At 54.1% G+C, this 22,459-nt stretch carries 19 protein-coding genes, 3 tRNA genes and 1 pseudogene; 8 read left to right on the top strand and 15 right to left on the bottom strand.

Translation table 11 applies throughout. From position 1 onward, the window contains the following. Together Tam1G_RS10365 and Tam1G_RS10360 are read left to right on the top strand one after the other, a co-directional pair. Positions 1-206 (top strand): annotated as a pseudogene (locus Tam1G_RS10365) (integrase catalytic domain-containing protein); the annotation flags it as partial. Between the two features lie 230 nt (positions 207-436). Continuing rightward, on the top strand, positions 437-1,858 hold the full coding sequence (locus tag Tam1G_RS10360; protein ID WP_101626456.1) for an MATE family efflux transporter: 1,422 nt from the start codon (positions 437-439) through the stop codon (positions 1,856-1,858). 112 nt (positions 1,859-1,970) lie between these two features. On the opposite strand, the gene Tam1G_RS10355 is transcribed toward Tam1G_RS10360, so the two are convergent. From Tam1G_RS10355 to Tam1G_RS10290, 14 genes are all read right to left on the bottom strand, one after another. Beyond that, positions 1,971-3,347 (bottom strand): amino acid permease, encoded by a 1,377-nt coding sequence (locus tag Tam1G_RS10355; RefSeq protein WP_101626457.1) that lies wholly within the window; start codon positions 3,345-3,347, stop codon positions 1,971-1,973. 250 nt (positions 3,348-3,597) lie between these two features. Then, positions 3,598-5,154: an anthranilate synthase component I gene (trpE, locus tag Tam1G_RS10350; protein WP_101626455.1), complete on the bottom strand. Its 1,557-nt coding sequence runs from the start codon at positions 5,152-5,154 to the stop codon at positions 3,598-3,600. 9 nt (positions 5,155-5,163) lie between these two features. Next, positions 5,164-5,562, bottom strand: coding sequence for a phosphoribosyl-AMP cyclohydrolase (gene hisI / locus Tam1G_RS10345; protein ID WP_101626454.1), 399 nt, complete (start codon positions 5,560-5,562; stop codon positions 5,164-5,166). A gap of 76 nt (positions 5,563-5,638) precedes the next feature. Continuing rightward, entirely contained in the window at positions 5,639-6,409 is a 771-nt protein-coding gene (hisF, locus tag Tam1G_RS10340) for an imidazole glycerol phosphate synthase subunit HisF (protein WP_033891147.1), read from the bottom strand. 197 nt (positions 6,410-6,606) lie between these two features. Then, positions 6,607-7,776 carry a dual-specificity RNA methyltransferase RlmN gene (gene rlmN, locus Tam1G_RS10335; protein WP_101626453.1) on the bottom strand — a complete coding sequence of 390 codons (1,170 nt, stop codon included), beginning with the start codon at positions 7,774-7,776 and terminating at the stop codon, positions 6,607-6,609. A gap of 131 nt (positions 7,777-7,907) precedes the next feature. Further along, entirely contained in the window at positions 7,908-8,894 is a 987-nt protein-coding gene (locus Tam1G_RS10330; RefSeq protein WP_101626452.1) for a phosphatidate cytidylyltransferase, read from the bottom strand. A gap of 22 nt (positions 8,895-8,916) precedes the next feature. Next, positions 8,917-9,468 carry a ribosome recycling factor gene (gene frr, locus Tam1G_RS10325; protein ID WP_033891151.1) on the bottom strand — a complete coding sequence of 184 codons (552 nt, stop codon included), beginning with the start codon at positions 9,466-9,468 and terminating at the stop codon, positions 8,917-8,919. Positions 9,469-9,538: 70 nt separating this feature from the next. Beyond that, positions 9,539-10,279 (bottom strand): UMP kinase, encoded by a 741-nt coding sequence (gene pyrH / locus Tam1G_RS10320; protein ID WP_033891152.1) that lies wholly within the window; start codon positions 10,277-10,279, stop codon positions 9,539-9,541. A gap of 176 nt (positions 10,280-10,455) precedes the next feature. Beyond that, complete coding sequence (tsf, locus tag Tam1G_RS10315) at positions 10,456-11,307, bottom strand: translation elongation factor Ts (protein WP_101626451.1); 852 nt, start codon at positions 11,305-11,307, stop codon at positions 10,456-10,458. A gap of 80 nt (positions 11,308-11,387) precedes the next feature. Further along, positions 11,388-12,206 (bottom strand): 30S ribosomal protein S2, encoded by an 819-nt coding sequence (rpsB, locus tag Tam1G_RS10310; protein ID WP_101626450.1) that lies wholly within the window; start codon positions 12,204-12,206, stop codon positions 11,388-11,390. 297 nt (positions 12,207-12,503) lie between these two features. Then, the gene (def, locus tag Tam1G_RS10305) at positions 12,504-12,992 is read right to left on the bottom strand and encodes a peptide deformylase (protein WP_033891156.1); all 489 of its coding nucleotides are present in this window, start codon (positions 12,990-12,992) and stop codon (positions 12,504-12,506) included. 5 nt (positions 12,993-12,997) lie between these two features. Further along, a complete protein-coding gene (locus Tam1G_RS10300; RefSeq protein WP_101626449.1) occupies positions 12,998-15,058 on the bottom strand; it encodes an AMP-dependent synthetase/ligase in 2,061 nt (686 codons plus the stop codon). Positions 15,059-15,122: 64 nt separating this feature from the next. Then, a complete protein-coding gene (locus tag Tam1G_RS10295; RefSeq protein WP_033891159.1) occupies positions 15,123-15,608 on the bottom strand; it encodes a hypothetical protein in 486 nt (161 codons plus the stop codon). A gap of 188 nt (positions 15,609-15,796) precedes the next feature. Then, positions 15,797-16,921, bottom strand: coding sequence for a GuaB3 family IMP dehydrogenase-related protein (locus Tam1G_RS10290; RefSeq protein ID WP_101626448.1), 1,125 nt, complete (start codon positions 16,919-16,921; stop codon positions 15,797-15,799). 128 nt (positions 16,922-17,049) lie between these two features. Between Tam1G_RS10290 and Tam1G_RS10285 the strand changes: the two genes are divergently transcribed. Further along, a complete protein-coding gene (locus Tam1G_RS10285) occupies positions 17,050-18,267 on the top strand; it encodes an NADP-dependent isocitrate dehydrogenase (protein ID WP_033891162.1) in 1,218 nt (405 codons plus the stop codon). A 172-nt stretch (positions 18,268-18,439) separates the two neighbouring features. Beyond that, positions 18,440-20,143, top strand: a complete 1,704-nt coding sequence (locus Tam1G_RS10280) for a substrate-binding domain-containing protein (protein ID WP_101626447.1) — start codon at positions 18,440-18,442, stop codon at positions 20,141-20,143. Between the two features lie 12 nt (positions 20,144-20,155). Here Tam1G_RS10280 and Tam1G_RS10275 read toward each other — a convergent pair whose 3' ends face one another. Further along, on the bottom strand, positions 20,156-20,911 hold the full coding sequence (locus Tam1G_RS10275) for a M23 family metallopeptidase (protein ID WP_243394885.1): 756 nt from the start codon (positions 20,909-20,911) through the stop codon (positions 20,156-20,158). 260 nt (positions 20,912-21,171) lie between these two features. Here Tam1G_RS10275 and Tam1G_RS10270 point away from each other — a divergent pair, with 260 nt between their 5' ends. The 4 genes from Tam1G_RS10270 to Tam1G_RS10255 all read left to right on the top strand — a co-directional run bounded on the left by Tam1G_RS10270 (position 21,172) and on the right by Tam1G_RS10255 (position 22,427). After that, positions 21,172-21,951 carry a hypothetical protein gene (locus tag Tam1G_RS10270; protein WP_101626445.1) on the top strand — a complete coding sequence of 260 codons (780 nt, stop codon included), beginning with the start codon at positions 21,172-21,174 and terminating at the stop codon, positions 21,949-21,951. Between the two features lie 176 nt (positions 21,952-22,127). Beyond that, a tRNA-Asn gene (locus tag Tam1G_RS10265) sits at positions 22,128-22,200 on the top strand. Positions 22,201-22,239: 39 nt separating this feature from the next. Then, positions 22,240-22,312, top strand: a tRNA-Asn gene (locus Tam1G_RS10260). Between the two features lie 39 nt (positions 22,313-22,351). Further along, positions 22,352-22,427, top strand: a tRNA-Asn gene (locus Tam1G_RS10255). The last annotated feature ends 32 nt before the right edge of the window (positions 22,428-22,459 follow it).

The raw sequence follows: 22,459 nt of genomic DNA, 5'->3' as shown, positions 1-22,459 counted from the left end.
AACACACGCTCGCGACCGTGAACCCGGCCGAGCTCGTCCGCCGCATCCACGACATCCAGGACCGGCTCGAAGCACTGGCGGCACCGCGCACCGCGCGGCTGGCCAGACGCATGGGCCCGGACATGGCATACTTGAACAAGACGCTCGCCCGGATCGCGGGCGTCGAACCGGAAGACGACGAAACCCCACAAGCCGACGCGGACTAGGATTTCACGCTCACCACAGGTGAGGCACCACTCCGGATTACGCGCTCATTTTCAAATGAGGCACCTCGTAAAGGACAATGCAACTCCGTCACCTAAGATGATGTCTGCAAACCGACAATTATTCTTCGCCGCAACATTGGCGTGTCGATTGTCCGCACTGTGCCGGCTATGATGCCCGTGATATTGACACCAGTTTGATCAGCCGCCGCACATGAGAAAGAAAACGAGACATGGATAACGCACTATTCGAAAAAGCGCCGATTCCCAAAGCGTATTTCTCGCTGGCCATGCCAGTGGTACTCAGCATGCTGGTCACATTGGTTTACAACATGGTGGATACCTATTTCGTTGCGCATACGGGCAATACGAATATGGTGGCCGGCGTTTCCCTGACCGCTCCAGTGTTCACGGTGATGATCGCTCTTGGCGATATATTCGGCCTCGGCGGCGCTTCGGTCATCTCCCGATTGTTCGGGCAACATCGTTACGCGGACGGTAAGCGACTCAGCGTGTTCTGCTTCTACGCGGCCATTGCCACCGGCATCATCGTCGCAACTCTTGGTCTGATATTCCGTCCACAGATGCTTACTTTGCTGGGTGCCACCGAAGACACTTGGCAGTATGCCAGTGAATTCTACACGTTGATCATCATCGGTTCGCCGTTCATCATTGTGTCGATGACGCCTACGAACCTGCTGCGCACCGAAGGGCATGCCGTTGAATCCATGATCGGTTCGATGGCTGGTACCGCCGTTAACATCATGCTCAATCCGTTGTTCATCCATGTGTTCGACTGGGGAGCCTTGGGCTCCGCCGGCGCAACGGTCATCGCCAATATCTGCACTGATATCTACTACATATGGTTCCTTGTCGCACGTAGTCAGAACCTGTCCATTCGCCCGAAACTCATGTTCGCCAAGACCATTCGCTTGAGCAGCGCTATCCGCCGCGCTGCTCATACCATCAATATCACCAGTCATGAGATTCGCAGCATCTTCGCCATTGGCATTCCTGCGGCGATTACGAATCTCACGCAAAGCGTGGGAATAGTCATGGTCAATCTGTTCCTCTTGCCCTATGGCACGGATGCCGTAGCGGCAATGGGCATTGCACTGAAAGTAGTTATGATTGCCGTACTGATTTTCGCCGGATTCGCTTTCGGCGCGCAGCCCCTTATCGGTTATAATTTCGGCGCCCGCAACATGAACCGGCTTCGTGGCATCATGCGTTTCTCATATGCGTTCCTATGCCTGTTCGCACTTATTATGACCGTGGTGTTGAGCCTTGCCGACCATATGATGATGCGATTCTTTATTAACGATGAAACTATCGTGATACTAGGAGCGGGCATGCTCCGCGTGCAACTGCTAAGCCTGGTGTGCGTGGCCATCGTGATGGTGACCACATGTACATTCCAGTCCACAGGTAAAGCCTTAGGCGCCTTCATACTATCCATCAGCAGACAAGGCATAATATTGGCGCTTACGCTTGGTGTTGGCTCACGATTGTTTGGGTACGAGGGCGTGATTGCCGCACAGGCTATCGCTGATTTGCTTACCGCCGCACTTGCCGTGGTGCTGCTCATAGTAATGCTGCCGGAATTAAGACCTCGTGTTTTCAATAAGCGATCCAACGGTATTACACATCAGTAATCACCACAATCTGACGTCATCCACACTGGGATTTGTGAGTTGAATGATTTTCTTGTCCGTTGGCTCAATTATCGGTGAATGAACCCGGTTTGGCGAAATCGTCAAAAACAGCTCATTCATGCTGCCCATTCTCGTCAGCGACTATGCCTTCTCGCTTGCGACGACGCTCAAGCATGTAGTAGCCGGCATAGCAGCAGGCGACGAACGGAATCATGCAATACAGAGTGGAACGCTGAGTGTCATCCAGAATGACGAGCACGAGCGCACCGATGCACATCACAATCGCAAGCCACGGCAGCACCGGGAAACCAGGAGCACGATAGCCGAGCTCAGACACATTATGCCCTGCTTTCGCCCATTCGCGGCGGAATCGAATATGGCATACGCATACGGAGAACCACACCACCAAGGTAGCCAATCCGGAAACGGCCACTAGCACCAGATACACGGTGGATGCGGCAATCACTGAGGAAAGCAGCGCCAGAAGCGAACCAATCATGGAAAATAGCACAGCCCAGACAGGTACGCCATGGAAGTTCGTCTTGGCGAACCGGGCCGGGATCAGTCTCTCCTTGGCCAGAGACCAAACCATGCGCGAACACACATACAGACCGGAATTCGCTGCAGACAGTACCGCGGTCAATACCACGAAATTCATCACGTCGCCGGCAAACGGCATACCAATCGACTGGAACACCAGTACAAACGGACTGGTCTCAACGCCCGCCTGATGCCAGGGAATCAATGCTGACATCACCAGAATCGAACCGATGAAGAAAATCGCAAGACGGAACACCGTAGTGTGCACAGCCTTCGGAATCGCCTTATCCGGAGATTTAGTCTCGCCAGCAGCCACACCGACAACCTCAGTGCCGGAGAATGCAAACACCACCGTCAACAGCGTAGAGAACACAGGGGCAAACCCATTGGGGAACCAACCATCGGCAACAAAATTTCCGAACAGCGGTGCTGAATCATAACCCGCAATCGGAATAGCACCAAAAATAGCCAACAGGCCAATAACAATGAACGCTACAATCGCAAACACCTTGATTGATGCGAACCAAAATTCCGCTTCACCATACAGGCGCACAGACAAAATATTGAGTACAAATACCACAGCGATAAACACTGCTGACCATATCCAGGCGGGAGAATCAGGGAACCATCGTTGCATCAGCAATCCCGCCGCCGTGAATTCGCTGGCTAACGCCACCGCCCAATTCAGCCAATACAGGATGGCGATAACAAACGCAGTACCCGGGCCAATGAATCGTTTCGCATACATGTGGAAGCTACCGGCATACGGCATCGCCACAGACAACTCACCAAGCGACACCATCACGCAATAGACCAGCAGGGAACCGACTGCGTATGCGAGAATCGCGCCAAGAGGCCCAGCCTGATGAATCGTATAACCGGAAGAGACAAAAAGACCGGTACCAATCACACCGCCGAGGGAGATCATCGTCAGATGGCGCGACTCCATCTTCCGCTCAAGCCCATGCTCACCAACGGACTTATTCACGCCGGTTTTGTCGGTAACAGATTCGGTGGGATTACCACTGCCCATGTCCGTCTTGCCTGAACCGGCGGTCGCCATACCTGAACTCCTTATCTGGTTATTGCGTAATGCCGTTCAATCATACCTAATATCAATCGTGCCGATTACCACATGGCAATCGGCACGATTGATATTACGCAAATACACTGCAGCATGCTATAGCAGCAGATGTGCTCTATAGTTCGCGCAACTGGGCCGCAATCTGCACGGCTTCGACGCTGGCTTCGGCCTTATTGCGGGTTTCCTGCCATTCGGTTGCGGGCACGGAGTCAAGCACGATGCCGGCTCCGGCTTGCACACTTGCCTCGTGATCGCGCAGGAACGCGGTACGAATGGCGATGGCCATGTCCATGTTGCCGGAGAAGTCAAAGTAGCCGACGGTACCGCCGTAGATACCACGATCCGCAGGTTCCAGTTCGTCGATGATCTCCACCGCACGAGGCTTGGGTGCGCCGGAAAGCGTACCCGCGGGGAAAGCGGATTTGAACACGTCGAAAGCGGTCAGTGACGGGTCGACTTTGCCGGTAACCGTAGAGCAAATGTGCATGATGTGGCTGAAGCGCTTGATGTCCATAAGCTGTACGACATCCACGGATTGCGGCACACACACCTTGCTTAAGTCATTGCGAGACAAATCCACGAGCATGATGTGTTCACTGCGTTCCTTCGGATCGGCAAGCAGCTCCTTGGCGAGCTTCTCGTCTTCCTCCGGCGTGGCACCGCGTGGGCGGGAACCGGCAATCGGGAAGGTCATGGCGTGGCCGTTATCCACCTTAATCAAGGTTTCCGGACTGGAGCCAATCACATTGAAATCACGGCCTTCGGCATCGGTCAACGCCATGAAATACATGTACGGGCTTGGATTCAGCGTGCGCAGCACGCGGTAGACGTCAAACGGGTCAGCAGGAGAATCGATGTCGAGACGCTGGGAAATAACCACCTGGAATACATCGCCATCAACGATGTGCCGCTTGGCTTCCTCGACCGCATGCTCGTAATGACTCTTCTCCGTGCGGAAGCGGAGCTCCGGCTGAGGCACTGACTCGTCCAATACGTTGACGCGAGCTTCACCCGGGGTCGGCGTGGCTGCATCGCGCTGCATCTGGTCTAGGCGCGCTACAGCCTCGTTGTAGGCGTTATCGGCACGGGTGGGCTTGTCATCCACGTTGACGGCGTTGGCGATGAGCCAGACTGAGCCGGAAACGTGATCGACCACGGCAATATCGGTAGCCAAGGCCAGTACGGTTTCCGGCTGGCCGGTTTCGTTCGGCGCCTCAGCGCGCAAGGTCGGCTCCCAGTGGCGGATGGCATCCCAGCCAACCGTGCCAACAAGACCGGACGTCAGATTCGGCAGACCCTCTACGTGTGGGGCTTTCAGGGTTTTCAGCGCCGCATGAGCGACTTCGATAACATCGCCCTTGGTGGGCACGCCAACCGGCACTTTGCCAAGCCAATCAGCCTGTCCATTATTGGAGCGAAGCTGCGCCATCGAGTTGACGCCAATAAAGCTGTAACGGCTCCAACTGCCGCCAAATTCCGCGGATTCAAGAATAAAAGTACCGCTGCGCCCACCGGCTAAACGCTCATAGAATCCAACCGGAGTCAGAGAATCTGCGAGCAGACGGCGAACAATAGGAATCACACGGTATCCCTGATCCGCTAATTCATGGAACTGCTCACGACTCGGCCAAGTGGCACCCCACTTCAGGTGCTTGACGCTGCATTCGCTCATATTTGCTCCTTAGTGCCGCTCTGCAGGACGATGTCCCTCAACCACTGGCAAAGGACCACCTTCAAGGAAGCAGCTGCGCTTACCTGTGTGGCAAGCTGCTCCCACCTGGTCGACTTCAACCAGCAGTGCATCTCCGTCACAATCAAGTGACACGCTTTTCACATATTGCACATGGCCAGAGGTATCACCTTTACGCCAGTATTCCTGACGGGAACGAGACCAGAAAGTCACGCGTCCAGTAGTCAGCGTCCGACGTAACGCCTCATCGTTCATGTATCCGACCATCAACACCTCACGGGTGTCGTATTGTTGGATTACCGCAGCAACCAATCCTTTGGCGTCACGCTTTAAGCGAGACGCAATACGCGGATCAAGCTCTGCGGAGTTGTCGTATGCAATATCTGTCATGTTCCCTACCTATAAACGAATGTGTCGGCAGACACTGTCTGTCAATTCACGAGTCCAGCTGAACGGACACAACTGATTACCGCACGGTGTAGCCGTGCTTCTTCAATTCAGCCTTGACATCGGCAATGGTCATGATGCCGTAATGGAACACCGATGCCGCCAGCACAGCATTAGCGCCAGCTTCAATGGCCGGGGGGAAATCCTCCACTTTGCCGGCACCACCGGATGCGATAATCGGAATCTTGACTTCTTTCCTGACCTCTCGAATCATTTCAAGATCAAAGCCCTGTTGGGTGCCATCCGCATCCATAGAATTCAGCAAGATTTCACCAGCACCGAGTTCTTCAGCTCGCTTCACCCACCAGATAGCATCAATGCCAGTAGATTTACGACCACCCATTGTGGTGACCTCAAAACCGGATTGCGTATGCTGCTCGCCTTTCTCGCGGCGAGCATCCACGGAAAGTACCAAAACCTGATTGCCGAATCGTTCAGCTACACGACTAATCAGCGAAGGATCGTTGATGGCCGCAGTGTTGACACCAACCTTATCCGCACCGCAGCGCAGCAGTGAGTCCACATCTTCGGGCGTACGAACGCCACCGCCTACCGTCATCGGGATGAAAACCTGTTCAGCAGTGCGCGACACCACATCAATCATGGTGCTGCGATGGGAGCTGGATGCGGTGACATCGAGGAATGTGAGTTCGTCAGCTCCTTGACGATAATATTCAGCCGCCAATTCCACCGGATCGCCTGCATCCTTGAGATTCTCAAAATGCACGCCTTTTACCACGCGACCGTTATCGACATCCAGGCACGGGATGACTCGTACCGCCAGCGACATGCTTCACTCCCCTGTTCGGTTTCGCTTACTACAGTCCATCAGCCTACCTACTTCTCATGTCATGAGTGCTTCAGGTTTCTGCAATATGAGAATGCTCATCACCGGCGGTAAGCAGGTGAACATATATGGTAAAAGTCGGTTTCCTACCATTGCGAATATGATAGGAAACCGACTTTTCAAGTGCCAGATGTGTGTGATTAGCGTTCCTTGGCTGCCAATTGACCGCAGGCACCATCGATATCCTGGCCACGCGTATCACGCAGTGTGGCAGTGATACCGGCATCATGCAGGATTTCCAAGAACCGCTGTTCATCTTCCGGTTTGGAGGCTGTCCACTTGGATCCCTCAATCGGATTGAGTGGAATCGGATTCACATGGGCCCAATTATCGCCGTAATGATTCAGTCGTTTAGCCAGCAGACGTGCATGTTCGGCCTGATCGTTAATGCCGCGCATCAGCGCATATTCGATGCTGACGCGTCGCTTTGAGGCCAACCAGTAATCGTGCGCGGCATCCAACACCTGAGTGGTGTTGAAACGCTTATTCATTGGCACCAATTCGTCGCGCAACTCATCGCTAGGCGCGTGCAAGGAGACCGCTAGACGTACCGGAATACCTTCGGCAGTCAGCTTCTTGATGCCAGGGACCACGCCCACAGTGGAAACGGTGATATTGCGCGCGGAAATACCAAAACCTTCCGGAGGCATGGAGGAAATCTGACGGACTGCGGAAAGTACGGACTTGTAGTTGCCCATAGGCTCTCCCATGCCCATGAATACGATATTGCTTAGGCGGCCTTCTCCGCCGGCCACTTCACCGTCTCGCATCATCTTGGCGGCCACACGCACCTGTTCGACGATTTCTCCGGCAGACATGTTGCGGGTCAGGCCGAGTTTGCCGGTGGCGCAGAACGGGCATCCCATACCGCAGCCGACCTGCGAGGAAATGCAGAGCGTGGTACGAGTGGGATATCGCATCAGCACCGATTCAATCAATGAACCATCAAAGAGTTTCCATAATGTTTTAATGGTGGTTCCCTGATCGGCTACTTGACGGGTTACTTCGGTAATGAGTTGCGGGAAGAATGTTTCAGCCGCTTCCGCTCGCTTCGCCGCTGGAAAATCCGTAAATTCGGCTGCATTCACATCAAAGTGACCATAGTAATGATTGGCCAGCTGCTTGACTCGGAACTTCGGCAGACCCAGCTCGGTTGCTTTGGCAATACGCTCTTCGGGAGTCATATCCACGAAATGCAGCGGCGGCTTGCCTCGACGAGCGTGATCTTTGGAAAGCACATCGCGGAAAGCGCCGGAAGTGCCGCCTGGCGTGATGCCGGTTTCCGGAGTATCAGTATCGTGCGTAGTCATATGTTGCTTCGCTCTCATCAATCAAATAGAAGTTCCGGCGATGTGCGTTGCCACATCGTAATAGCGATGGCGCCTCACCACTCTTGAGTAAGACGCCATCATCATGATTCGTTGCAACGAACGACTGTTGGCTACAGGCCAGTGACCCACAGCAGTGCGCAGGTGAAGGGTGCGCTCATCAAAATCGAATCCACACGATCCATAACTCCGCCATGTCCCTTGAGCAAATGGCCCATATCCTTAATGCCGATATCTCGCTTCAGCATGGAGGCACATAAATCACCGAACGTGCCCACCGTACCGATAAGGATGCCTGCAGCAATCGACACCCACCAGCGCGTGGTCCATGCGGAGGAATCATATGTGCAAGCGAACACAGCAAATGCGCCAGCCATAGCGAATAGCATGGAGCCAATCAATCCTTCAACGGATTTCTTCGGTGAAATGCGAGGACTGAGCTTATGTTTGCCCAACCATGCACCGGCGAACAAACCACCAGTGTCGGAAAGAGCCGGCAGGAACACCAGCATAATGGCATGAGCAACCGGATGACCATTAAACGTGAGCGGAATAATGATGCAGCTAGCCAACAGTGGAATATACAGTACCGTCAGTACCGAAACAGCCACATGGCTCAAACGGGAATGATGCAGTTCGCCACCATCATGATTGAAGGATGATTCCAATCGAGCGCTGGCGTCCGTATTCGATAGCTTACCGGCAACCGCCAAAGACAAACGATTGCCGAAACTAATTTTCGCACTGGCGGCAATAGCAACAAGAATGATGGACACAATGATGCTCAGCGACATCGTAATCAAATGATATGGGGCATAATACGTAGCCAATAACGTGCCCGCTGAGCATATCCACAGCATAATTACCGGAATGTGGAGCCCCACAGTGGCAAAATCCACTCGGAGCTCCCACAATGCCAGAATCATAAATACCACGACCAACAGCACGAACAGGTCGATGCTGAATAGCAGAGCCCCTAGAATCAAGGCAATAAGCAGCACAGCCGTGCCAATGGCCTGCGGCATATTGCGGCCAGTCTTCTTATTGATTTGGTCGAGGGCCTCTTCGGCCTCTTCGTGCAGTTGTTCGTTACGTTCCATGACAATATTCCGGCTGGTCTTCTCAGACCTCCATGATCTCCTTCTGCTTGGTTTCCAGCAGTGCATCGATTTCATCGGTGATGGACTTGGTGACCTTGTCGAGCTCCTTGAGCAGACGATCACCCTCATCCTCGCCCATATCGCCGTCCTTGACGGACTTGTCGATGGTTTCCTTGGTCTTACGGCGAATGTTGCGCACTGCGACCTTGCCATCTTCAGCCTTGCCCTTGGCAAGCTTGACGTATTCCTTACGGCGGTCTTCGGTGAGCTCCGGCATGGTCAGACGAATGACGTTGCCATCACGGTTCGGGCTGATGCCAAGATCAGAGTTACGAATGGCCTTTTCCACGGCTGCTGCCTGGGATGCATCAAACGGGGTGACGGCGAGGGTGCGCGGTTCAGGTACGCCGATGGAGGCCACGGCCTTGATCGGGGTCGGAGCACCGTAGTAGTCGACCATGATGCCGTTGAGCAGTGCCGGGTTGGCGCGGCCAGTACGGATGCCGGAGAAGTTCTCCTTGGTGTTTTCCACGGTCTTGGCCATCTGTTCCTTGGCCTGATCGATAAGAGACATATTCACTCCTTGTTGTTGGACAGTGGTGTTCTTCTATGAACGCTTGTTATTTGATTGTAGGCGTTGATCCTCACTCGGCTACGCGCGACTCGGCGGTGGAAACCAAGGTACCGATTTCCTCACCCACCAGGGCACGAGTCACATTGCCTGCACCCTCCAGGCCGAAGACGCGGATGAGCTTGCGATTGTCGCGAGCCATAGACAGGGCAGCTGCATCCATGACGGCCAGATTGTCGACCAAAGCTCGCTTGTAGCTCAAAGTGGCGAAACGCTTAGCTTCCGGATCCTTGCGCGGATCGGCAGTGTACACGCCATCGACACCGTTCTTGCCCATCAACACTTCATCGCAATGAATTTCCAAAGAGCGCTGGATGGACACGGTATCAGTGGAGAAGTATGGCATACCGGCACCAGCACCGAAAATAACCACACGGCCCTTTTCCAGATGGCGGATGGCCTTGAGCGGGATATACGGCTCAGCGACCTGGCCCATAGTAATGGCGGTCTGCACACGAGTGGACTGGCCTTCCTGCTCCAGGAAGTCCTGCAAGGCGAGGCAATTCATCACGGTACCGAGCATGCCCATGTAATCACCACGGGAACGATCGATACCAGCCTGCTGAAGTTCGGCGCCACGGAAGAAGTTGCCGCCGCCAACCACAATGGCGACCTGCACACCCTGCTGGACAGCCGGAACGATTTCCTCGGCAATGCGTCGAACCACATGAGTGTCGATGCCGACCTTGCCACCGCCGAACGCCTCACCGGACAGCTTCAGCAGAACCCTACGCGGCTTATCGCTTTCAGTCATTTATGTTGCCTTTCCTTGACCACGAAAAGTGCCTAAAAATATCCGTAGATAAGGGTATCGGTTTACAGCGACACCCCTGTGCAACGACACCCTCACAATGAAAATGCCATCCAAGGAACTTGTCTTGGATGGCATTTTCATATCAATGCGTCAGGCGCATCGGATGAGCGCTAAGCTCACTCCTCTTCGCCCTTGCCGACCTCGATGCGGGCGAAGGCAGTAGCCTTGCCGCCCACTTCCTCGAACAGCTTGCCGACGGTCTTGGACGGATCCTTGACGAACGGCTGCTCGAGCAGCACGACTTCCTTGAAGAATGCGTTGAGACGGCCTTCGACGATCTTCGGGATAATCTTCTCCGGCTTGCCCTCAGCCTGGGACTTCTCGGTGGCCACGCGACGCTCGGACTCGACCACATCGGCCGGAACGTCCTCGCGGGTCAGCCACTTGGCGCCCATAGCGGAGATCTGCAGAGCAGCTTCGTGAGCCACGGCAGCGCCAGCCTTGTCGGTGGCGATCATGGCGACGATGCTCGGCGGCATCTCAGCGGACTTCTTGTGAGCGTAGATCTCGACGTGCTCGCCGGAGATCTTGGCGAACTGGCCGACCTTAACGTGCTCACCGAACAGAGCGGCGGCTTCTTCGATGGCGACCTTCACGGTGGAGTCGCCAGCCTTGGCGGCTTCCAGCTCTTCAGCGTTGTTGACCTCAGCGGCGACGGCGTAGCCGAGCACCTCGTCAGCGAATTCGACGAACTTCGGAGTCTTGGCCACGAAGTCGGTCTCGGAGTTCAGCTCGACGGCGTAACCGGTCTCGCCTTCTGCACCTTCGACGACCTTGGAGGCGATGGTGCCTTCCTGAGCCTTACGGCCTTCACGCTTGCCAGCTGCGGCGATACCCTTGGCGCGGATGATTTCCTTAGCGCGGGCCACGTCGCCTTCGGCTTCGGTCAGGGCCTTCTTGACGTCGAGCATGCCGGCGCCGGTGTCCTCGCGAACCTGCTTGATCAGTGCGGCGGTAATTGCTGCCATTGATTATTCTCCTTTAAGAAGATGTTGCTTACCCAAAACGGATGGGAAGCGCTTGTTCAGGCACTTCCCATCGTAGAGCATCACTCAGCCTTCGGGGCCTCGGCGGTTTCGCCTTCAGCAGCTGCCTCAGCAGGAGCTTCGTTGGTCAGGAGCTCCTTCTCCCAAGCAGCCATCGGCTGCTCGGAGTCGGCGGCCTTGGCGGCCTGGCCGGAACGCTCCAGCAGGCCCTCAGCCACAGCATCAGCCATCAGGCTGGTGAGCAGCTCGATGCCGCGGATAGCGTCGTCGTTGGCCGGGATCGGGTAGTCGACGATGTCCGGATCAGCGTTGGTGTCGACGATGGCCACAACCGGAATGCCGAGCTTGTGAGCTTCTTCAACAGCCAGGGATTCCTTGGTGATGTCGACAACGAACATTGCGGACGGGGTGCGGTTCATGTTACGAATACCGCCCAGCTGCTTGTTGAGCTTGTCCTTCTCGCGCTCGAGCAGGAGGAGCTCCTTCTTGGTCAGGCCGGAGCCGTGCACGTCGGTGAAGTCCATTTCCTCAAGTTCCTTGAGGCGGTTGACGCGCTTGGAAACGGTCTGGAAGTTGGTCAGCATACCACCGAGCCAACGCTCGGAGACGTACGGCATGTTCACGCGGGTGGCCTGAGCAGCGATAGCTTCCTGAGCCTGCTTCTTGGTGCCGACGAAGAGCACGGTGCCATTGTGAGCAACAGTGGTCTTGATGAAGTCGTATGCCTTGTCGATCATGTCGAGCGACTTAAACAGGTTGATGATGTGAATGCCGTTGCGCTGGGTGAGGATGAACTGCTTCATCTTCGGGTTCCAACGACGGGTCTGGTGGCCGAAGTGCAGACCAGCCTTCAGCATTTCGCTCATAGTAATCTGAGCCATGGTATTACTACCTTTCTTGTCGGTTCTTGCCTGGCCATGCGCACCTGCGTGCAGCTGCTCCCCCATCTAAGATGAGAGCTTGCAGCCGACCGACACAGGCCGTCGCGAGCATGACGCGAATTTGTTGTGTACCGGTTGACAATATTGGGTGGTTCCGAACGCCTGCGACTGCGTCCATCGCCGGGGTGGCACACAAGTTTCAACGATAACACAGCACCTAAACCAAAAGCTCTCCTGCTTGTGTGCAGGAGAGCTTTTGATGTAATGGACTACCGGCTGGCGGTAGTTGGCCAGAGGTTACTTGGCTGAGCGATTGCGCATATAACGCAATGCCTCGCGTCGTTCTTCCTTTTCCAAACGATCCAGATAGACGTGGCCATCCAAATGGTCACATTCATGCTGAAGCATACGACCCATAAGACCATGCCCTTCCAGCACTACCTCTTTGCCGTCCAGATCAATGCCACGTACGCGGGCATAATCGGCCCTGCGAGTCTTGTACCAAAGGCCCGGTACCGAAAGGCAACCTTCGTCACCATACTGTTCGCCGGAAGTCTCTTCGATAACCGGGTTGAGGATGTAGCCGATCTTGCCGTCGATGTTGTAGGAGAATGCTCGCAGACTGACACCGATCTGGTTGGCGGAAAGCCCCGCACGTCCGGGATCGTTCACCGTCTCGAGCAAGTCATCCACCAGACGGCGCACAGCCGGCGTGATTTCCTTAATCTCATCGCATTTCGTACGCAGTACAGGATCCGGTACGACACGAATCTCGCGAATAGCCACTGGTTCTACTCCTCAGTCTTGTTGTCGCCTGCGTCTGCTTGAGACTCTTCGGCATCGTCGGCGCCCTCGGCTTCGGCCTTGGACTTCTTGATTTTCTCCTGCACGCTAGCAAGCGAATCAGACACGCTGCTCTTCATCTGTTCGGAAGCCTGCTTCATCTGTTCTGAGGCTTGCTTAACCTGTTCGGAGGCCTTCTTCACCGTTTCCGAAGTGCTATCGATGATTTTCGCAGTGGCAGGCAACGGCTTGTTTGAAGGCTTAGGTGCATAGAGGTCATTCTCGATGATGTCGGCATACCGCTGAAGCACCTTTGGACGCACGACCTTCATGCTTGCCGTGAGCGTGCCTCGATCCTGGCTAAATTCTTCGTTGAGAATCACGAACTTGCGCACGGATTCCGCGCGGGACACATTGGCGTTGGCCTGATCGACGTATTGCTGGATAAAGGCGCGCACTGCATCATTATCCTTGGCTTCATCGAGAGTCATGCTGGTGTTGAGCCCTTGGCCTTCCAACCAAGAGTGCAACATGTCGGGGTCGAGCTCAATCAACGCGGAGACGAATGGCTTGCCATCGCCCACTACCACAGCATGCGCAACTATCGGGCAGGTATCGATGATGTCTTCCATCGGGGCCGGACTGATATTCTTGCCACCGGCGGTAATGATGATGTCCTTCTTGCGGCCGGTGATGAACGTGAAGCCCTTGTCGTCGATGCGGCCCAAATCGCCGGTTTTAATCCAACCATCGGCGGTCATGGCTTCGGCGGTGAGTTCAGGCTGCTTGTAGTAGCCAAGGAACACGTTCGGACCAGTGAGTTCGATTTCATCATCCTCGCCAAGTCGAACACCCATACCTGGGCCGGGTTTGCCGACCGAGCCGACTTCGTTATCGTCCTCCCAGTTGACGAGCATCGGGGCGGCGGTTTCAGTCATACCATATCCCTGAATGAAGGTGATATCGTCCATGCCGTTGAAGAAATGAGCAAGATCAACGTTCAGCGGAGCGCCACCACAGGCCAGCCATCTCAGGTTCGGACCAAGTGCGGAGCGAATCGACTTGCCTACAGTGGCCATGTAGAAGGAATGGCTCATGCGCTCAAGCACGGAGTGGCCACGCCCAGCCTGCTCGTCTTTGCTCCACTTAACAAAATGCTTTACCGACTGTGCGAAGATGCGGCCTTGGATGCCAGCGCCAGCCTTCTGGGAAGCCGCGTTGTACACCTTCTCGAACACACGAGGCACACCCAGCAGATACGTGGGCTTGAAGCTGCGAATATCAGCAAGCAGATGCTTGGCATTAGGAATGTAGCCGACTACGCCGCAGCCACCGATACAAACGTATTGAATATAGCGGGCGAAGCAGTGCGCCAAAGGCAAGAACAGCAGCAGTCGGTTGTCCCGGTAGAGCATGCCATTCAAAATCTCATATCCGTTAAGCACGATATGCGTGTAATTGCGGTTGGAGAGCATAGCGCCCTTTGGCTTGCCTGTGGAGCCGGAAGTGTAGACCACGGTAAGCAAGTCGTCCGCCTTGATACGAGCAATAGCCGCATCCAGCTCCTCATCGCTGATTCCGTGCCCGAAGTCGGCCACGGCATCCAACCCGTCAGCCTTGAAATTGAACACGTATTTCATGCTTGGGTGGTTCGTACGAATCTGTTCAAGCGTCTGTGCACGTTGGAAATCTCCGGCAAAAGCGATGGCGGGATCCACCTCTTCGATGATGCCGGCCGTCTGCTTGGCGGAGTCGGTTTCATACACGGGAACGACTACGGCGCCAATTGCCGCACAAGCGAAATCGGTGACGCCCCACTCGTAGCAGGTAGGCGAATAAATCAGCACCATTGTGCCGGCCTTCACCCCGAGCCCCATCAGGCCTTTGGCTACTTCGCGTACCCGAGCGAGCATCTCACTGGAGGTCACGCTATGCCATTGGTGAGTGTTTTCGTCCTGCCATTCGGCGATGGTGTCATCCGGGGTGCGGGCCGCACGCTTGGCCAGCAACGAGAAGACTGTGTCTTCGTCTGTGGTGACGTACCTAGGTTCTTCAACATGTTCACGCATACGCTCCACTATAGGCGAAACGTGCTATGACTACGCTCACCGCCACAAACCGATCATGCAGAAATCAGCCTAAATCGGCAAAGACGCACATCCATCGGGATCCAATGAAACGGAATTTCATATTGACTCGAAGATTTTCCTTGCCGATAGTCATGAATACCGCCAATTCCATAGTCCTGTCACTAGTAATCATGCCATCAATCAGATTGGGAACCGTTGGAAGATAGCAGAATTTCGCCTTGATATCGGGATGGGTGAGCATATGGAGATCCAGCAGCTGATGCATGGTCTGCAATCGTTCCAAGCATGGTGCAGTTAGCGCACGCTGGAGCCTGTCCACGCTTAACTTGCCACGAATCGCATCAGCACAGTTGCAGGCAATCCTGCATGCCGCCATTGCCATAGTGTGGCATTCCTGAGCATCCATATTGCAAGGAAACAGCGGCTGCATATGGTATCTAATGGGTCTATCTGAAAGTTCCACGGTGATGAATCCATCAAAGCTAGGCAGCGGCTCACGATGATGGTGGAAAAAGGCATAGTATTCCATCGGCAATCCCCCTCGATCCCCTTCTTTCTCGATTCAACCCCCGTTGGCTGAACCTGAGAACAACGACACCACTAAACGCATACTGAGTCAAAACGACTTTGCCTAACGTATAAAAACGCCCGTAAAAACAAACAGAATTATCATGTCTGCCTGTTTTTACGGGCGAGTGTCGCGTTAATGCTTCGCTATTAGCGAGCAGCGTATGGGTTAACCACCATGCCGCAGCGTTGGAAGTTCTTCACGTCAACATAACCGGTGGAAGCCATAGCACGCTTCAATGCACCAATGAAGTTGGTCTTGCCGTCAGCCTGATGGCTGGGGCCGAACAGAATCTGCTCGAGCGGAGCCACAGTGCCAACCGTGGTGCGGTAGCCACGAGGCAATGTTTGATGACGAGCCTCAGACCCCCAATGAGTACCCTTGCCGGGGGCTTCAACAGCGCGAGCCAACGGAGCACCAAGCATAACCGCATCAGCACCCAATGCAAGAGCCTTGACGAAACTACCGGAATCACCCATGCCTCCGTCAGCAATCACCTGTACATAGCGGCCACCAGATTCATCCATGTAATCACGACGAGCTTCAGCCACATCAGCGATAGCGGTGGCCATTGGAGCCTGAACGCCGAGAGTCTGACGGGTAGCGGAGACCGCGCCACCGCCAAAGCCGACCAGCACGCCGGCAGCACCGGTGCGCATCAGGTGAAGAGCAGCCGTGTAGTTGGCTGCGCCGCCAACGATAACCGGAACGTCAAGATCGTAAATGAACTTCTTCAGGTTGAGCGGTTCGTGTGTAGACGAGACATGCTCCGCGGAAACCACGGTGCCACGAATCACAAACAAATCGACACCGGCATCGACCACGGTGGAGTAGAACTGCTGGGTGCGCTGAGGAGACAAAGCACCGGCAACGGTAACACCTGCGGCACGAATCTCATGCAAACGCTGAGTGATGAGCTCCGGCTTGACTGGCTCGGAGTAAATCTGCTGAATGCGTGCAGTGGCTTCTTCTGCCGGTAGCTGAGAAATCTCGTCGAGCAGCGGTGTGGGATCGTCATAACGGGTCCACAAACCTTCCAGATCCAGTACGCCAAGAGCACCCATCTTGCCCATCTGAATGGCGGTAGCAGGACTGGTGACCGAATCCATAGGAGCTCCGATAACCGGTACATCGAATTCATAAGCGTCGATCTGCCAAGACGTGGAGACGTCTTCGGGATCGCGGGTACGACGTGAAGGAACGATGGCTACATCGTCAAGCGCATAGCCGAGATGGGCTTTTTTACCCAAACCGATTTCAATTTCCTGAGACATGGTCTCCAGAGTATTGCCGGGGACGGACTCCCCTGGCTCTGTGTCCATATTCTCGAATGCTGGATTGTCTCGTTACAAACATGCGATATGACTAAGAACATTCCGCGAAGAATCTATCAGGAGGAAGCATGGCCAAAATCAAGGTCGAAGGCACCGTTGTTGAACTAGACGGCGATGAAATGACCCGCGTGATCTGGAAGGACATCAAGGACAGGCTTATCCTGCCGTATCTTGACATCAATCTCGACTACTACGATCTAGGCATCCAGCATCGTGACGAAACCGATGATCAGGTGACCATTGACGCCGCTCATGCCATTCAAAAGCATCATGTAGGCGTCAAGTGCGCCACCATCACCCCTGATGAAGCTCGAGTGAAGGAATTCGGGCTGAAGAAAATGTGGAAGTCCCCTAACGGCACCATTCGCAACATTCTGGGCGGCACGATCTTCCGCGAACCTATTGTGATGAGCAACGTGCCGCGTTTGGTTCCCGGCTGGACCAAGCCAATCGTGGTGGCTCGTCACGCATTCGGCGATCAGTACAAGGCCACTGATTTCAAAGTCCCAGGTGCCGGCCAACTGACCGTCACCTTCACTCCCGAAGATGGTTCCGAACCGATTCAGCATGTGGTATACAACTATGGGCCGGACGGCGGAGTGGCACAGGTGCAGTACAACGTGAACGACTCCATTCGTGGATTCGCCCGCGCATGCTTCAACTACGGCTTGATGCGCCATTATCCGGTGTACCTGTCTACCAAGAACACGATTCTGAAGGCGTACGACGGCCAGTTCAAAGACATTTTCGCCGAAGTCTTCGAAACCGAGTACAAGGACAAGTTCGCCGCTGAAGGATTGACGTACGAACATCGTCTGATCGATGACATGGTGGCAAGCTCCCTGAAATGGCATGGCGGCTATATCTGGGCATGCAAGAACTACGACGGCGACGTACAGTCCGATTCCGTGGCCCAGGGCTTCGGTTCGCTCGGTCTTATGACTTCCGTGCTGATGACCCCGGATGGTCAAACCGTTGAGGCGGAAGCTGCTCACGGTACGGTGACCCGTCATTACCGTCGTTGGCTCAAGGGCGAGAAGACTTCCACCAACCCGATTGCGTCCATCTTCGCCTGGACCGGCGGCCTCAAGCATCGCGCCGACTTGGATGGCACGCCTGAAGTCCGTCATTTCGCTGAAACATTGGAGAAGGTCATTATCGATACCGTGGAAGGTGGTCAAATGACCAAGGATCTGGCCATGCTTATCGGACCCGATGAGCCGTGGCTGGATACCGAAGGCTTCATGAATGCGTTGGATGAGAATCTGCGTAAAGCACTTGCCTGATACTCCATCTCAGCGTTGATAGCCGCTCAGGCATCAACGCCCCCCTTGATTCATCCCGGATATATGCCGCTATCGTGCATGTATCCGGGATTTTTCATGTCCCCTCTACTACAATCGTGCCACAGTGCATTTGATTGATGTTGGCTACCCGCCAAGGAGGATTCGTACGCTTATGGGGTTCGCACAACGTTCCGTCACCGTTATTACCGCTATCGCCGCTTCATGCGCTATGGCGTTGTCCTTGACCGCGTGCACCTCAGATACCGCCGAGCAAACCGTCACCGGCAAAGACCAGACAACCGTAACCTCCGACTCCGTGGGAACTGTTGCTTTGTTTACTCCCTCCGATGGCATCACGTTGAATCAGCAGACGCCTTTGAACAAGTGGGCCAAACTGACGCCGGAATTGACCAGCGCACTGACCGATTACGGATTCAAGAAGAAGAATGTGTCTCACACCACTTCCGACTCTCTTGATAAGCAGAGCCGAGCCATTCAGGATTATGTGGTTGATCATTTATCCGGCAAAAATAAATCCGATGATTCCGGTATTACGATCGAGCCTGAGAACATGACGCTGCTAGTCGCCCCTGTGGTACAAGCAGACGATTCGACTCGCCAATACGGTGATTATGTAAGCCAGGAATTGAATACCGATCAGGATGTCAGTGAGGGCTCGGCCAATGCTGACGATACTGACGGCAAATCAAATGACTCTTCATCCGCAAATAATTCTGATAGCGATACCTCCGATTCAGATGCTGAGGCAACGGATAAGTCGAATTCGGCAGGTGCTGGCTCCTCTGAAGATTCGAACGACTCGGCCGATCCGGACCAGACACAAGCTGTGCAGAGGCTGGTGTCTTCGTTGAAGCTTGCCCAGGAATCGGGTATGCATGTGGTGTTGCTGGCCAATAGTATCGAGGGCTACAAACCGGATGCATTCGTGCAATTCTCCGATGCCCGCACCATTGGTCATCTTCAAGCGGAAAAACTGGCGGCGAAGCTGGAATTGGATAAAGCCAGCAAGGATAATCCGAAGCATATTGAAGTACTACTGCCGTATACACCCACTGACCGTAGTGACGCCAATGTGGATGATACATTTGCCGAAGAAGCCTTCCAAGGTATCTGGCAAGTACTTGGCGCCTACTATCAAAAAGGTGTGGTGGTGAGCCCTTCGGGCACGCTGGATGGCACGTCCACGCAAAAGGATTGGCTGAACGTGGCTTATGACGCGAGCAAAAACGATGCCACTGCCAAGGAATTGGACAGTCGTCTTGAAACAGATGACGTGGATTCCACTCCTACCAGAATCGATGGCGTTATCGCCATGAATGATTATGTCGCCTCCGAAGTAGTCAAGGAACTAGATCAGCTGGGATACACCGGTTCTGCGGCAGATATTAATCCTCAAATTACCATTGCTGGAATTGTAGGCAATATCGCAGGTAAAAAGGATCTGCAGCGCGAACAGGTGCCTGATCCCATCAAATCTCCCGAGAATGACGACACGAACGACGCTCACGGATCCAAAACCGACGACGATGCATCCGCTAAGGCCAAGGATTCCCAATGGCCTCTGGTTACCGGCTATGGCGCATATATTTCTTCCATTCCTTCCGTAGTCAATGGCAAGCAGTGGATGACGGGCATCGAAAATCGAGATGCATTGGCATCGGATATTGCCGAAATGTGCGGCAAACTGAACACCGGAGAGAACATCAGTTCTCTATCCGCAGTCAAGAACACGGAAGTTGGAGGCGTCAAGAAGGTGCCGACACTGAACGAACCGGTACTTGCCGTGGGCGCCAGCAATCTCAAAGCAACATTGATTGACCCTGGATACATCACGCTTGCGGACGCAGGCCTGTGATGGTCTCCGCCACTACTGCTTGAGCACGATTTTGCGTTCCACAGCGTAAAGCTCCGGATCAAGATAGTCATTGGAGCCTCGCTTTAAACCCCAGTGCAAGCAGCTGTCTTCACAGTGATCGGAATCACCGCGCACCACGCCTATCGAATCGCCTGCAAGTACCGTGGTTCCAACGGACAGATCGGTGAGGGCTGGCTCAAAAGTCGACGTCACTCCCCCACGATGCCGAATACTCACCACATCCTTGCCGCCCACTCTGCCAGCAAAACTTATCGTTCCGACTCGGGGCGCCAATATTGCTTCCCCCGGACTCGTGCTCAGGTCTAATCCGCGATGCCCCGTGGCCCAAGGAGTAAGCGGCTGATCGAACGAGTCAGTAACAATTGCATCATGTACAGGCCACGCAAACTGCGCCGAACATTGGGGAGCAGTACGCTGCTCCCATGCCGATAGATCAGTAAAATCAGCTAGCACCAAACCAGATTGTTCCGCACTGCTCAATGGTGCACAAGAGCTATCCACATCCTGCGAATACCATGCGCCGCTGCTGCCATTAGAAAACGATATTCCAATCAATAGAGCCAGCAGCAGGCCTAACACCGAGGCAACTGCAACTGCAGCGTCAACCTTGGTTTGCTGTTCCTGAGCCTGCTGGCGTTCTTGTTCACGTTGCCGCATAGCTCGCTGCGCTGACTGCCGACGCCAATCAAACCAATATCCATTCATTCGCCCGCCTTCTTTCTTGCCCCACCGATACAGGATCGTCAATTCCCGGCACCGCTGCCGGTACGTTCAACATTGAGGCATATGAAGCTCTGCTGTCCAGCGCAAACGGGTTATGTGGTTCTAGCTTGCCAAGTTATCCACATAAACAAAATCATTTGGTAGAAGCATGCTGCCAAAAGCGCCCGTTTTGCACGGAAAAACTCGAGCCCCTAGAACAGCTCAATGGCATAATAAAGAACAATGAGCAATGCTGCAGCAGTACATCAGTGCAATGACGCAGCCTGATGGTGAGGAGAACCCAGATGAAGGTTTGCGAGGTTCCACTAAGCGTCAACCCGTTAAGCCAAAACAATATTGAACCAATCATCATGATTGGCGTGTCAGCAGGAGGACTCATTGCGACGCTGTTGCTCGCTTATCGGTTCCTGCGCAAGCCAAACGCATGGCGCGTTCACCCTAAAACGCCAGCATGGTACGTGGTGATTGAGGCAATCCAAATCTTCATTATGTCGGCCATAGGTATGACCGTGAAATCCCTGCACAAAGGCGTTGCCAAACAAACCCTCGAACAAGCCTGCGGCATCTCTGGAATGCACACCAGCGGCGGCAAGGTGTTCGCATGGCTGGAAGACCCTGGATATCCCTATCTGTTCGGAGAAACACGCTATGGGCCTTTATGGTTCTATCAGGGTGGAAAAACCATCTCTGGAGGCATCACGCTGCAAGGAGATACCGCAACCGTGTACAGCGGCGACTACAAAGCCAACATCGCAATCAATGTACTAAACGCCGGCGAAACCATGCTTATCAATCTGTTCTTTATGGCGCTCATCATAATTCTGATGTTTGTCGTGGCCTACTCGATAGCGGGCAGCAACAAACCCATCGAAGATGAGCCCATAATGATATTCGTCACCTGGCTATGTGTCTTCATCGCCGCAATCATGACAGGAATTAGCATTCCCGTAGTGGATGCTCGCTGGATGATTCCTACCACTATCGTGCTTCTTCTGGAAGACGCTGCAGCGTTCGGCCTTCCATTCTGGCTGGTTGCCCGATTACGTGTGAAACAAGATGAGTAAGACAACTCTTAACCCGACAACAATGATGGATACTTTTACTATTCTTCGCAAAAAATGAATGCACAAAAGCCCAGAAAATAGCGCGACATGCCCACGCGTGCGTAATTTGCATTATTGTGAAATACATGTAAACTATATGACTTGTGCGCGAGAGAAATCTCAAGCATGAAAGCCATTCCTGCGTAGCTCAGTTGGCAGAGCATCCGACTGTTAATCGGACGGTCACTGGTTCAAGCCCAGTCGCAGGAGCTCATCTGGCCGGAAACGTCCAGAATGAAAATTGAATATTCCTGCGTAGCTCAGTTGGCAGAGCATCCGACTGTTAATCGGACGGTCACTGGTTCAAGCCCAGTCGCAGGAGCTCATCTGGCCGGAAACGTCCAGAATGAAAATTGAATATTCCTGCGTAGCTCAGTTGGCAGAGCATCCGACTGTTAATCGGACGGTCACTGGTTCAAGCCCAGTCGCAGGAGCCATATGAAGCCTCTTGAAAATTCAAGAGGCTTTT

The sequence above is a fragment of the Bifidobacterium imperatoris genome, assembly GCF_002860405.1.
Classification (GTDB): Bacteria; Actinomycetota; Actinomycetes; order Actinomycetales; family Bifidobacteriaceae; genus Bifidobacterium; species Bifidobacterium imperatoris.
Note: the sequence above shows the minus strand (reverse complement) of the source record. Positions and strands in the feature narration are given on the sequence as shown.

What these genes read in the sequence shown, in the direction of transcription:
- trpE (WP_101626455.1), bottom strand. Translation starts at nt 5,154, where the DNA reads ATGAGCGAATGCAGCGTCAAGCACCTGAAGTGGGGTGCCACTTGGCCG.
- Tam1G_RS10285 (WP_033891162.1), top strand. Translation starts at nt 17,050, where the DNA reads ATGGCCAAAATCAAGGTCGAAGGCACCGTTGTTGAACTAGACGGCGAT.
- Tam1G_RS10300 (WP_101626449.1), bottom strand. Translation starts at nt 15,058, where the DNA reads ATGCGTGAACATGTTGAAGAACCTAGGTACGTCACCACAGACGAAGAC.
- Tam1G_RS10295 (WP_033891159.1), bottom strand. Translation starts at nt 15,608, where the DNA reads ATGGAATACTATGCCTTTTTCCACCATCATCGTGAGCCGCTGCCTAGC.
- Tam1G_RS10280 (WP_101626447.1), top strand. Translation starts at nt 18,440, where the DNA reads ATGGGGTTCGCACAACGTTCCGTCACCGTTATTACCGCTATCGCCGCT.
- Tam1G_RS10290 (WP_101626448.1), bottom strand. Translation starts at nt 16,921, where the DNA reads ATGTCTCAGGAAATTGAAATCGGTTTGGGTAAAAAAGCCCATCTCGGC.
- tsf (WP_101626451.1), bottom strand. Translation starts at nt 11,307, where the DNA reads ATGGCAGCAATTACCGCCGCACTGATCAAGCAGGTTCGCGAGGACACC.
- hisI (WP_101626454.1), bottom strand. Translation starts at nt 5,562, where the DNA reads ATGACAGATATTGCATACGACAACTCCGCAGAGCTTGATCCGCGTATT.
- Tam1G_RS10355 (WP_101626457.1), bottom strand. Translation starts at nt 3,347, where the DNA reads ATGGAGTCGCGCCATCTGACGATGATCTCCCTCGGCGGTGTGATTGGT.
- Tam1G_RS10270 (WP_101626445.1), top strand. Translation starts at nt 21,172, where the DNA reads ATGAAGGTTTGCGAGGTTCCACTAAGCGTCAACCCGTTAAGCCAAAAC.
- rpsB (WP_101626450.1), bottom strand. Translation starts at nt 12,206, where the DNA reads ATGGCTCAGATTACTATGAGCGAAATGCTGAAGGCTGGTCTGCACTTC.
- hisF (WP_033891147.1), bottom strand. Translation starts at nt 6,409, where the DNA reads ATGTCGCTGGCGGTACGAGTCATCCCGTGCCTGGATGTCGATAACGGT.
- Tam1G_RS10330 (WP_101626452.1), bottom strand. Translation starts at nt 8,894, where the DNA reads ATGGAACGTAACGAACAACTGCACGAAGAGGCCGAAGAGGCCCTCGAC.
- Tam1G_RS10360 (WP_101626456.1), top strand. Translation starts at nt 437, where the DNA reads ATGGATAACGCACTATTCGAAAAAGCGCCGATTCCCAAAGCGTATTTC.
- rlmN (WP_101626453.1), bottom strand. Translation starts at nt 7,776, where the DNA reads ATGACTACGCACGATACTGATACTCCGGAAACCGGCATCACGCCAGGC.
- pyrH (WP_033891152.1), bottom strand. Translation starts at nt 10,279, where the DNA reads ATGACTGAAAGCGATAAGCCGCGTAGGGTTCTGCTGAAGCTGTCCGGT.
- frr (WP_033891151.1), bottom strand. Translation starts at nt 9,468, where the DNA reads ATGTCTCTTATCGATCAGGCCAAGGAACAGATGGCCAAGACCGTGGAA.